Origin of the sequence: Algimonas arctica, assembly GCF_014652695.1 — a bacterium.
In the GTDB taxonomy this organism is placed as follows: domain Bacteria; phylum Pseudomonadota; class Alphaproteobacteria; order Caulobacterales; family Maricaulaceae; genus Litorimonas; species Litorimonas arctica.
In genome coordinates this window covers 58,284-70,814 of sequence record NZ_BMZH01000008.1, presented here as the reverse complement: position 1 = coordinate 70,814, position 12,531 = coordinate 58,284, and the positions used below count along the sequence as shown (strand labels likewise).

The following is a 12,531-nucleotide window of genomic DNA, read 5'->3' as shown; positions in this document are numbered from 1 at the left end:
CATGGCCGTAAGTTCACCAGAGACTTAATATTTAAAATGCCCTGTGATCGTTCACGCGCGATGACAGATATTAGGTAGGGGCGCGAGAACATGACAGAGTCTCGCCATACAGTGAACATTAAATCTCGCCATAGTGTGACTATTAAAGAGGTAGCTGAACGGGCTGGGGTTTCCCTGATGACCGTTTCGCGTGTCGTGAATGACAAAGGACTGGTCAAAGAGGTGACCCGTGAAAAAGTCCAAAAAGCGATTGAGGACCTCAATTATCGGCCCAATATCAGCGCGCGTCGTTTGGCGGGGGGGCAGGCCCTTTTTATTGGCCTCCTTTATCACAACCCCTCTCCGGGTTATCTGACAAAAATTCTGCTCGGCAGCCTGAGCGCGTGCCGCCGCAATGGGCATCACCTATTGCTTGAAGATCTTGGCGAGAAGACACCGGATAGCGAGCCGAAAGAAGTGGCCCGGTCTTTGAAAGCTGCCGGATTGGACGGCGTCATCATCACGCCGCCCATGTCCAACCATATGCCATTGATCAAAGCGATTGAAGCGGCGGGGCTTCCGGTCGTTCGTGTTTCGCCCGATAATATCCATACGACAAAACCGCGTGTTGCCATGGATGATGTCCTCGCCGCCCGGCATATGCTTCAGCATTTGGTCGATAAAGGTCACATTCGAATTGGGTTTGTAAAAGGACCAAGCGATCACCCGTCGGCTCATCATCGATTTGAAGGTTTCGAGGCGGGCATGGCAGAAAATAATCTTGCTCTCGAAGACGCTTTAATTCTCGAAGGCGATTTTACATATCGATCCGGCCTCGATGCCGGACGCATTTTATTATCACTGGATCAACCACCGACAGCGATCTTTGCGAGTAATGATGATATGGCCGCAGGTATTGTGGCTTCGGCGCATATGTTGGGGTTAAACGTTCCCGACGATGTCTCAGTCGCCGGCTTTGATGATACGGAACTCGCAACCAACATCTGGCCGGAGCTGACAACAATTCAACAGCCGATTGTCGAGATGTCCCGCAGAGCGGTCGAACTTCTGATCGCTGTCATCAGGAATGATAAGGACACAGTAAATGCCTATCGTGGACTGATGGATTTCAAACTGATGAGCCGAGATTCTGTTCAGTCAATAGACTAACATGTGCGCTCAATTGATACGTTTGACTTATATAAATGATAGCGCTATCATTTTGTGGGGAGAATAAGTTTTGTATCTTGGAATCGACATAGGCACCTCAGGGGTCAAAGCGGTTATCGTTGATGACGCGGGCGCTGTTTTAACGGACGGTCACGCGACGTTGAGCGTGAATCGTCCAAAGCCGCTTCATTCTGAACAAAACCCGTCCGATTGGTGGGAAGCCACGAACAGTGCCGTTATGGCACTGGAGCCCAAGTGGCGCAAAGCCGTGACGGCCGTGGGATTAACAGGCCAGATGCACGGCGCAACCTTAATCGGTGATGATGGCAAAGCTCTACGACCCGCGATCTTATGGAACGATGGGCGGAGCGCTGTTGAATGTGAAACTTTAGAGCGCTCGGTTCAGGATTTGCGCGCAATCACAGGCAATTGCGCGATGCCGGGTTTTACGGCGCCCAAGCTGTTGTGGGTTAAGAACCACGAGCCGGATATCTTTTCAAAGATTCGTAAAGTGCTGTTGCCGAAGGATTATGTTCGCTTGCGGATGACGGGTGATTACGCCTCTGACATGTCGGATTCAGCGGGGACGCTCTGGCTGGATACAGAGAACCGGCGTTGGTCGGACGCCGTTTTAAATGCGACAGGTTTAACGACCGACCATATGCCTCGCCTTTATGAGGGCACAGAAGTCACGGGACGTTTGCGCGCCGAACTGGCCGAAGCATGGGGCATGGCGCGTGTCGACGTGGTGGCGGGCGGCGGTGATAATGCGGCCGGTGCTGTTGGGTCCGGTGTGGTCGAAAAAGGTGAGGGATTTTTGTCGCTGGGCACGTCGGGTGTGATTTTCTTAGCCGACGATGCGTACCGGCCTCATCCTGACGGGGGTATCCATACTTTTTGTCATGCGCTTCCTAATCGGTGGCATCAGATGGCGGTAATGTTGAGCGCCGCCAGCGCGATCGATTGGGTGGCTGGTATTTGCGGTTTTGATGACCCGGCGGCGCTCTATGCGACGGCGGAGACATCCAACCGTCTCTCGCGCGGTGAGATATTCCTGCCTTATTTGTCCGGTGAACGAACACCGCATAATAATCCTTCCGCGCAAGGTGTCTTTTTTGGTCTGACCCACGCAACAGGGACAGCGGAGTTAGCGCAAGCGGCGCTCGAAGGCGTGGCCTTTGGGTTAGCCGACGGCGTGAAAGCGTTGCGCGACTCAGGGGCTGAAATAAAATCCTTATCTGTCATCGGCGGTGGATCGAAATCAGCGTATTGGGGGAAAATCCTCGCGTCGGTTTTCGACATTCCTTTGATCTACCGCGACAGCGGGTCTGTCGGACCGGCTTATGGCGCCGCGCGCTTGGCCCGCCTTGGTGTGACCAAAGTGTGCATTGAGGATGTTTGTAAGCCCCCCGCGATCCAAAATATTATCGAACCCGACGCCGCTATGCGGGACCATTTGATGGAACGGCTCGGTCTGTTCCGGTCACTATATGCCTCCTTATCCGAGGCCTTCAAGGAGAACCAATCGTGAGCCACCCTTACTTCAAAGACATTCCGAAAATCGCTTTCGAAGGCGCGGAGAGCGAAAATCCGTTCGCTTTTAAACATTACGATAAATCGAAAGTGCTGCTCGGGAAGACGATGGAAGAGCATCTTCGCGTCGCGGTTTGCTATTGGCATAGTTTCTGTTGGGACGGGTTCGACGTATTTGGCGGCGGAACGTTTAATCGGCCTTGGCACGGATCCGTCAATGATAATCAAGCGGCGTTGGCCAAGCTTGATGCGGCTTTCTCTTTCTTCGATAAACTGGGTAATCCGTATTTCTGTTTCCACGATACGGACGTGATGGCAGCGGCGGAAACGCCGCGCGAACATGTCGAAAACTTTCGCTTCATCGTCGATGCGATTGAGGAAAAAATGGACAGCGCAAAGGTCGATCTCTTGTGGGGCACCGCCAATATGTTCTCCCACCCACGCTATATGGCTGGGGCGTCAACCAATCCCGATCCTGAAGTCGTCGCGTTCTCCGCGCTGCAAGTCAAAGAAGCGCTTGAGGCCACGCACCGTCTCGGCGGCTCTGGCTATGTGCTTTGGGGCGGGCGTGAAGGCTACGACACCATTCTCAATACCAATGTGAAACAGGAAATGGATCAACTCGGTCGCTTCCTCAATATGACAGTCGAGCATAAGCATAAGATTGGGTTTAAAGGCGATATTTGGATTGAGCCGAAACCTCACGAGCCGACCAAGCACCAATATGACCGCGACGTTGCGACGGTTTATGGCTTCCTCAAGGAATATGGTCTGGAGAACGAAGTCGGCGTTAATATTGAACCGAACCACGCGACTTTAGCCGGGCATAGTTTCGAGCATGAAGTCGAAATGGCCAATGCGTTTGGTATTTTTGGATCGATCGATTTCAATCGCGGCGATCCCCAAAATGGCTGGGATACGGACCAGTTCCCGAACGATTTGCGCGAAAATACGATGGCGCTTTATTACATTCTCAAAGGCGGCGGCTTTAAAAATGGCGGGGCGAATTTCGATGCGAAAGTCCGTCGTCAAAGTCGGGATGGGGAAGACCTATTCCACGCCCATATTGGCGGAATGGATTTGCTCGCGCGCGCCTTGGAAAATGCGGTCACGTTGATTGAATCCGAAAAACTGAGTTCGTTTGTCGAAGACCGTTACGCCGGTTGGAATACGGGCGTGGGCGAAAAAATGATGGACGGGTCAATGGATCTTGACGCCATGGCCGCCCATGCGCTCGCGCAAAATGTCTCTCCTGAGCCTCGCTCAGGACGACAAGAATTTCTCGAAAACATCGTCACCGCCGCCACGCGTTAGAGCACACACAGGATATTATTATGAGCCAGTCATTTCTTCGCACACTCCTTGTCTCAGCGGCCTTTTTCGGTGTGACAGCTTTGCCCGTCCTTTCAGGTGTCGCCAACGCGAACCCGTCGACAACGACGCAGGGCGATACCATCGATATTGACGCGCTGCTTGCGCAGATGACGCTGGATGAAAAAATCGCTCAGATCACCTGCGTGTGGTTTGGCAAATCTGACATCTACAATACGGATGGCAGCTTCAATCCTGTGGCGATGAAGGAAAAGTTCCCACATGGCATTGGCTGTTTCGCGCGCCCGCAAGACACAATCGGCATGGAAGGTCCAGAAGAAGACAGAGACGTCAATGACTCGACGGTCGTGCGACGCGCATCGGCGCGAACGCCATCGGAAACCGTTGAGCTGACTAACACAATACAGAAATGGATGGTCGAAGAGACACGGCTCGGCATTCCAACCTTATTCCACGAAGAAGGATTGCACGGCTTCCAAGCCCGTTATGCGACCTCTTTCCCGCAAAGCATTGCCTTGGCCTCGACGTTTGATCCAGATCTCGTCGAACAGGTTTTTTCCGTCACGGCGAAGGAAATTCGCGCCCGCGGCGCGCATCATGTGCTCTCACCAGTGGTCGATGTGGCTGTCGATCCGCGGTGGGGCCGGATTGAAGAAACCTATGGCGAAGACCCGTATCTTGTTACGCGTATGGGCGTAGCCGCCGTGAAAGGATTTCAGGGGGACAGTTTTCCGATTGCTGATGACAAAGTGCTGGCGACGCTCAAGCATATGACGGGGCATGGACAACCCGAAGGCGGCATGAATATTGGTCCATCGCAAATCTCGGAACGAATTTTGCGCGAAGTCTTCTTTCCGCCGTTCGAAGCCGCCATTAAGGAAGCTCATGCCGCGTCCGTTATGGCGTCCTACAATGAAATCGACGGCGTGCCGTCACACGGCAATAGCTGGCTGTTAAACGATGTTCTACGTGGGGAATGGGGCTTTGATGGGGCCGTTGTGGCCGATTATTTCGCCATTGCAGAGCTGGGCGTTCGCCACGCCGTGGTTGCCACGCAACCCGAAGCCGGGGCCTTGGCGCTTCGGTCCGGGGTCGATGTTGAACTGCCGGATGGCGCGGCCTTTATTGCCATGAAAGATTTGGTCGCCTCCGGCGATCTGGATCTCTCATATATCGATCAAGCCGTCCGCCGTATGTTAGAGATGAAACAGCGCGGCAATGTCTGGGCGACGACAGTCTCTGATCCCGACTATGCGGACCAGATTACAGGGGATGATAGTGCCCGTGCGTTGGCTCTGGAAGCGGCGCAAAAGGCGCCTGTGCTGTTGAAAAACGAAGGGGGCATCCTGCCGCTGTCCGCGTCAAAATATAAACGCATTGCCGTCATTGGTCCGAATGCCGACGTCACTATTCTGGGCGGCTATTCCGACGAACCGCGTCAGACAGTCTCCATCTTGGACGGATTGAAAGCCAAAGTTGGGAATGACGTCAGCCTGTCACATCATAAAGGTGTCAGCTTGACGGACAACCGGTCATGGTGGGACGATGAAGTCAGCCTTAGCGACGCGGATGAGAATATGTCCTCAATCGCTCGTGCCGTAAAAGTGGCGAAGAAGGCTGACTTGGTCATACTTGCTATTGGCGGTGATGAAAGCACGTCGCGCGAAGCTTGGTCTGAAACCCATATGGGCGATCGCAACGACATTACCTTAATCGGTCAACAAAAAGAACTGGTCGACGCGTTGGCAGAGACGGGTAAACCGATGGTCGCGGTGATTATCTCGGGTCGTCCGTTGAGCCTCGCCAATGTCGAAGATAAACTCCCCGCCATTCTTTATGGGTGGCAGTTGGGTCAGGAAACGGGAACGGCCGTGGCCGATATTTTATTCGGTGATGTGAATCCGGGCGGTAAAATGCCGGTCACAGTTCCGCGCACCGTGGGTCAAATTCCGGCATTTTATTATCATAAACCGTCGGCCCGACGTGGCTACGCCTTTGACGATGCGTCGCCTTTATATGCGTTTGGATATGGTCTCAGCTACACGACGTTCAAAATGTCTGAGCCGACGCTGGATCACGCCGTGATTGCGCCGGATGGCACTGCGACGATGTCCGTGACGATTACAAACACGGGGAACCGCGTCGGTGACGAAGTCGTGCAAATGTATATTCGCGATAAGGTCAGTTCGGTGACGCGGCCCGTCAAGGAGTTGAAAGGGTTCGCCCGTGTCACGTTGAACCCAGGCGAGACAAAAACGGTCTCTCTGCCGATCACGCCCGCCGCGCTTCGCTTCTATAACCTTGAAATGGACCGGGTGGTTGAGCCGGGCGAGTTCGACATCATGGTGGGTAATAGTTCCGACAATGTCCAAACAACCACGCTGACAGTTCGCTAGCGATCAGACATGGCAGTATAGGCGTGCTTGTGTAGGCGTTGCTGTGACGGTGGGGGAGAAACTGGTTTCTTGGAAAGCGTCATGAGTCGCAAACCACAAGAGGACTGAAACCTGTAACACGGCCGTTACAATTTCTGTCGCGCAGGGCCGACGTCAATGCGATAGGGAGACCGTTATGGTAACCCACACGCCCCATATTCTCGTCGTCGATGATCAAGCGTCGATTGTGCATCCGTTGTTGCGCAATCTTGAAACGAATGGATTTCGGGCGACAGGCGCGGAATCAGCAAGCCGTGCGCGCGTCTTGATGAAACGAAATGCGTTTGATCTGGTTATTTTGGACGTGATGATGCCCGGTGAAGACGGGCTTAGCCTTTGTCGCTATTTGCGGGCTGAAACAGATATTCCCGTTATTCTGCTGACGGCGTTGGCCGACGATAGTGATGTCATCCTCGGTCTCGACGTGGGGGCGGATGATTATATGACGAAGCCATTTAACCCCCAAGAATTGGTGGCCCGTATTCGGTCTGTGCTGCGCCGGGTTCAATCGAATTCTCGGATTACGCCGTCACGACGGTTTCAATTGGGGACATGGAAGCTCGACATTGACCGTAGTGAGTTGACCCGATCCGATGGACTGGTCGAGACGCTTAGCACGGGCGAATTAGAAGTTCTGAAAGTGTTCGTCGCGGCTCCTTTTGTCACATTGTCGCGCGATGATATTCTGAACCGGACGAAAGGGCGCGAAGCATTGCCCTTTGAACGCAGTGTGGACGTCATGGTCAGTCGGCTTCTTCAGAAAATTGAACTCTCAAAAGCCAATCCAGATTACATTAAAACGGTCTGGGGGAGGCTACCGTTTGGCCGTGGACGTGACGCAATTATGAGACGATTCCGCCTCAGCGTGGCGCAGCAATTCATGCTCGTATTATTCGCGGTGCTAACCGTTGCACAGGGCGTCAATCTCGTTTTGTTGGTGGGTGAGCGAGCCTTGGTGCGGCAGAATGATTTGAACCAACAGGTTTTGCAGACGGTGGAAGATATTCTTCTTAATCCGCCTGAATTGGAGGGGGTGCGTCTCCCGTTTTATTTGCCCGAAGTGAGAGGCCTGCGCGGTGCGTTTTTCTATTCAGACAGTAACCGCGCGGTTGGTATTCCGACGGGTAAAAGTAAGCCCAAATTAGAAGCGGCACTGCAAAAACAACTCGATGCGAATGGCCTGTCAGTCCTTGGCGTTGATGTGACACTTTTGCGCGAGGGGCCGAATGCCAAGCGCGCAGGGGATGAGACCCTCAGAGTGGCTCAGGCCGATCGACCCGGCGCAAGACCGAGGCCTGGATCAGCAGGCCCGAGGCCGTTGGATGGACGCCCTGATGGCCGTCCGGGGCCGCCTCGACCTGCAGGAGAGCCACACTTTCGTCCGCAGACCCCGCCGGGGGGATCAGGAGGTTTTGCTCCCGGAATTGAGGAGCTTCTCGTCTCTGTCCAAGTGGAAGACGGCTTGTTTTTCAATGCGATGGTTCCACATTATCCAAGAGGGCGTTTGGCGCCGCGAATCCTTTTGGCGACAGGCGTATTGCTTCTTTTGACTTTGCTTGTGGGCGGGTTCTTCATTCAACGCATCGTCTCGCCTTATGGGAAATTCGCAGAATCGGCGAAGCGGCTGGGCCGCGGTGAAACTCCGATTGCCTTGTCAGAGACCGGGCCGGATGATGTCCGTAATGCGGCCATCGCGTTTAACCGGATGCAGGATCGCCTTACGCGATTGATCGAAAGTCAGCGCACCATGTTGCGGGCTGTCGGGCATGATTTGCGCACGCCGTTGACGGCGATGCGTATAAACGTCGAAAATATGCAGGGTGGAGACACGAAAACCGCCTTGATTAATTCTATCGGTGAAATGACGGCGCTAACGGAAGACGTTTTGGGATGGGCCAAAGACCTATCCGGCAATGAGGCGTTAGCGCCCGTTAATTTGCCATCCTTTCTCCATGCGCTTGTCGAAACCTATCACCGACAAGGCGACAGGGTTGCCTATGAAGAGAACGGTCCCATTGTTGTAAAAATGCGCCGTGACGCAATGCGGCGCGCGCTTCGAAATTTAATTGATAATGGCGTGCGTTATGCCGGCGCTGTCACGCTCAGAGCTGAGGCGTCAGACAACCATGTGACGATCTTAATCGAGGATAACGGGCCCGGTATTCCTGACCGAGACTTGTTGCGTGTCCTAGATCCGTTCGTGCGGTTGGAGACGTCTCGGAATAAGAAAACGGGTGGAACTGGGCTTGGGTTGTCAATTGCGCAATCCGTTATTCAAACTGATGGTGGGCAACTCATTTTGGTAAACCGCCCAGATGGCGGTTTACAGGTGAAGGTGATTATTCCGCATTAGCGCGGTTAAGGCATTATCGCGGTGGACGCCCACCACCTTGCCCTTTTTTGCCACCACTGGGTTTGCTTTGAGAGCGGTCTTCAGTGTTGCGCTGTTGAACGTTGAAAATCAATTCTGAGCGCATCAATTTGCCATCTCCATTTTTATCGAGCCGATTAAATTCACCGATCAAGCGGGTCTCAAATTCAGACTCTGTAATCACACCATTCATATTGGTATCAAAGCTGAGAAACGTTGGCATGGCAGACCCGGAACCGAGGGCGTTGAGGCTCCAACTTTGAAATTGCGTAGCGCTCGGGTTGCGGCCAAATTTGGCCCAGTCCATTTTTATACCCGCGTCTAATTCGGTGAGGGTCGTGACCCGGTTATTATCTGTATCATGTCCAACAAAATAAAGCCCAACGGGGTGAGCGAATACGCCAGAGGATTGGCCGCCGCCCCCTCCGCCTTGAGGTCCGCCGCCGCGTTTTGGGCCGGACGCACAGGCCGTGAGGCTGCAAAGCGCGATGAGTATCGCGGGGGTCGTAAGGAAGGTTAGGCGAGCCATGAGCGGTCTTTCAGTGATTTGACCCCGTCCGTAGCGGACAATCCCGTAAAACGCATCTTACAGTCGCTCAATGATGTTTCACCGTTGTTACAATCAACGCCTTTGTCGCGGGGGCGGGCCGTCTCGCCGCGCGTCCGGGTCTGGTGTGCCCATGACGCATCGCGGGACAACCGGATAGTCCGTGGTTAGGAAATAGGCGTAGGTACCATTGGGGAAATCCGGTGTTACCGTCAGTTTTCCATTACACTCATCCAGATCGCCCAAGCCGGGGACATAGACGTAATCTGCCGTAAATGTGCCGTCATAGTTTCCGCCCGGCTGGTCGCCACCCGAGGGGCGCTGACCTGATTTAAGGCGGTAGCTTGACGTCATGTCCGACACTTCGGTTCCGTCGGCATGAGTGTAGCCGTAACGCGCATAGATCGGAAAGCCGTCGACCGCCCATCCAATTTGCTCAGAATGGGTCGAAGCATCCACCGCGAGTCGATCCATCAACCCGGTTGGCAATCCGTGATAATGATATTTCCCAGTCGGCTGGACGTGAGCGTGATTATCATCCAGCCCGAGCGCGACTGCGCCAGACAGAGCTTCATACGACCAACCGAGTGAGGGGTCGCCGCGATAGAATTCGCCTGCGCCCGGATCGAAGGTGACGCCGTTTAAAGCGACCCCTAGATCTTTTACTCGTGTGGCCCGACCGGAATGGACGGGGTTAAGCGGAACGCGAATATCAATCTCAAATTCGGAAATGGTGTTTGGATTGCCGGGGTTGGGGAACGCCCCCGTCAAATGCTTAGAAATAGAATTAGACTTAATATATCGCCATTGCTCATCGACCGTCACGGTCACTTGGTTCTCTGTGATCGGCGGAACCGTGGCAGGATAAATTGTCGGGGCGTGTTCAATTTGAACGATACGGTGATCGCGCATGTGTCGCGGACCGGGTCCTCCCGCTGGACCACCATCAAATCCGACTCTTGAAGTCCCATCACGCATTGATGGCGGCGGGATATGATCCGGGGGGATGATGGTCTCAGTCGCACAGGCCGACGTGAGCAAAAGCAAGGCGAGGGGAAGGTAGGAAAGTTTTGGTGACATAAACTTAGATCGCGCGCTGGACCGTGCAAAACAAGCAATCGAGTGTATCCAAATGTAACGCCTTGATCGCTCGGTTTATGTTGCGCGCAGACCCAAGGGCTGTTTTAAAGGTGATAAGCAAGGATATCATGGCGGCTCGTAAACCAGAGACAGAACAAGGTGAGGAGGCCGTCGTGAAACCGACGGTATTTTTTAGCTATTCTCGCGCCGATCAACCTCAAGCTCTACCCATTATCGACGCGATTGAAGCGGCAGGATATCATGTTTGGTGGGACGGAATGCTTGAGGGCGGAACGGAGTTCCTGTCCCAAACGGAAGCAGCACTCGAATCCGCCAAAGCCGTCGTTGTGCTGTGGTCGCGTCAGGCGGTTGGATCGCATTGGGTACGGGACGAAGCGACGAGTGGTCGAGAGCGCGAACGGCTGATCCCGCTCACCTTGGATGGCACTATGCCGCCGCTCGGTTTCCGCCAACTCCAAGTCATTGATATGCGCAAATGGTATAATCGACCGGACGTGCAGGATGAACTCATGCGGGGGTTGGCCAAGCTGCACGACCGCGAATATGAGCCGCTGGACCCCGCCAACCGCTTTGGCGGGACCGTGTCTTCAAGACCCCGGATGTCACGCCGCACGCTCATGCTGGCAGGCGGCGCCGTGGCTGTCGTTGGAACGGTCTTGACCGTGCGGACGTTCCAAGAGGCTGGACGATCTCTCGGTCGCAATATTGCCGTCCTGCCGTTTCTCAACCGCGCGGGTGAGCCGTCTCTCGACTATGTTGCGGACGGTCTTGCTTCCGCCGTCCGGGACGGGTTGTCGATTAACCCTTTGCTAGAGGTCATCGCGCGCTCATCATCGCAAGAGGCGACGCGTGAAAGTACCGATCCGACGCGGATCGCCAAAGCACTGAGCGTTGATCATATTTTGGAAGGCCGTCTGGAAATATTGCAGGGGCGGCAACAATTTGTGGTGAGCTTGGTCAATGGTCGCAAGGGTGTTGTGCAATGGATAGAAACCTATCCCTATTTAGCGGACCGAATTTCGGTGGTGCGGGACGTTATCATCCAAAATGTTGTCAAGATAATGACGAACTCGACCTCGGAACCGCTCGGCGGCTTAACGGAAAACCCCGAAGCGTATGACGAATATATGCGCGCCAATGAACTCCTTTACCGTGCGGCGACGCCTGAAAATATTGACATTGCCACGCAACGGTTCCGACGGGCGGTTGAACTCGACCCGCAATTCGGACTCGCCCACGCAGCCTTGGCCGAAATATTGCTCCATAAGGGGGCCACGAGCCCGGACAAGGCGGCATCATTGCGTCTAATTGAGCAAGCCATAAAAAGCGCGCGATTAGGCGTTGAGGTCGCGCCAGATGTGGCGAGTACGCATATGACGTACGGCTTTGTTTTGATTTCAGGGCGCGCCGATTTCAAAGCGGCCAAACCCATTTTGGAAACAGCGGAGAGGATCGGGCTCACGCTCGTCAAAGACATCAACCGCTATGCGATCTATCTCGCCGGTGTCGGTCGATCCGAGGACGCGATCAGTATGGCGCAGCGCGGGGTGGCGCGCGATCCGCTCAATCCCAATGCGATGGAGACGGTGGCTTATGCCTATTATTCAGCCGGGCAATTCGAACGCGCCATCACACTTTATCAGAATGTTCTGGCGTCGGATCCGAGCCGTTTAACGGTGCGGGCCTGGCTCGGTCTGGCGAAAATCTATTCCGGTGACGCCGGTGGCGGCCTCGACGCCTGTCAGGACGAAGCCAACTTGATGGAAAAATATACGTGTCAGGCGATTGGGTCGGCGCGGCTCGAAGATAATGTTGGCTCAGCGCGCTATTATACGGCGCTGATGGACCGATTTGGAGATGCTGCCGCCTATCAACAGGCGCAAATCCTTGCTCAAATGGGGGACGTAGACGCCGCTATGGAAACATTGCTAAAAGCGGAGAGGCTTGAGGATACAGGCCTTTCGCTCACCTTGATCGACCCGGCTTTAAGGCCCCTGCGTGATCGCGATGATTTTAACGCGCTGCTTGTGCGTTTGGGATTGGGCGACTAGCATCAACGTATT

8 protein-coding genes are annotated in these 12,531 nt (G+C 54.3%); 6 read left to right on the top strand and 2 right to left on the bottom strand.

The window, feature by feature from the left end:
• The first annotated feature begins 90 nt into the window (after positions 1-90).
• The 5 genes from IE105_RS10390 (at position 91) to IE105_RS10370 (ending at position 8,802) form a co-directional block, all read left to right on the top strand.
• Positions 91-1,149: a LacI family DNA-binding transcriptional regulator gene (locus tag IE105_RS10390; RefSeq protein ID WP_267904675.1), complete on the top strand. Its 1,059-nt coding sequence runs from the start codon at positions 91-93 to the stop codon at positions 1,147-1,149.
• A gap of 70 nt (positions 1,150-1,219) precedes the next feature.
• Complete coding sequence (gene xylB / locus IE105_RS10385; protein WP_189498178.1) at positions 1,220-2,680, top strand: xylulokinase; 1,461 nt, start codon at positions 1,220-1,222, stop codon at positions 2,678-2,680.
• Positions 2,677-3,996 (top strand): xylose isomerase, encoded by a 1,320-nt coding sequence (gene xylA, locus IE105_RS10380; protein ID WP_189498176.1) that lies wholly within the window; start codon positions 2,677-2,679, stop codon positions 3,994-3,996. The genes xylB and xylA overlap by 4 nt, the downstream gene beginning before the upstream one ends.
• Before the next feature lie 20 nt (positions 3,997-4,016).
• The gene (locus tag IE105_RS10375) at positions 4,017-6,410 is read left to right on the top strand and encodes a glycoside hydrolase family 3 N-terminal domain-containing protein (protein ID WP_189498174.1); all 2,394 of its coding nucleotides are present in this window, start codon (positions 4,017-4,019) and stop codon (positions 6,408-6,410) included.
• Between the two features lie 175 nt (positions 6,411-6,585).
• Positions 6,586-8,802, top strand: coding sequence for a response regulator (locus IE105_RS10370; protein ID WP_189498172.1), 2,217 nt, complete (start codon positions 6,586-6,588; stop codon positions 8,800-8,802).
• A gap of 13 nt (positions 8,803-8,815) precedes the next feature.
• On the opposite strand, the gene IE105_RS10365 is transcribed toward IE105_RS10370, so the two are convergent.
• Together IE105_RS10365 and IE105_RS10360 are read right to left on the bottom strand one after the other, a co-directional pair.
• Entirely contained in the window at positions 8,816-9,349 is a 534-nt protein-coding gene (locus IE105_RS10365; RefSeq protein WP_189498170.1) for an EF-hand domain-containing protein, read from the bottom strand.
• A 93-nt stretch (positions 9,350-9,442) separates the two neighbouring features.
• Positions 9,443-10,279 carry a YHYH protein gene (locus IE105_RS10360; RefSeq protein ID WP_189498169.1) on the bottom strand — a complete coding sequence of 279 codons (837 nt, stop codon included), beginning with the start codon at positions 10,277-10,279 and terminating at the stop codon, positions 9,443-9,445.
• Positions 10,280-10,575: 296 nt separating this feature from the next.
• Between IE105_RS10360 and IE105_RS10355 the strand changes: the two genes are divergently transcribed.
• Positions 10,576-12,519 carry a TIR domain-containing protein gene (locus tag IE105_RS10355; protein WP_189498167.1) on the top strand — a complete coding sequence of 648 codons (1,944 nt, stop codon included), beginning with the start codon at positions 10,576-10,578 and terminating at the stop codon, positions 12,517-12,519.
• Positions 12,520-12,531 lie beyond the last annotated feature (12 nt).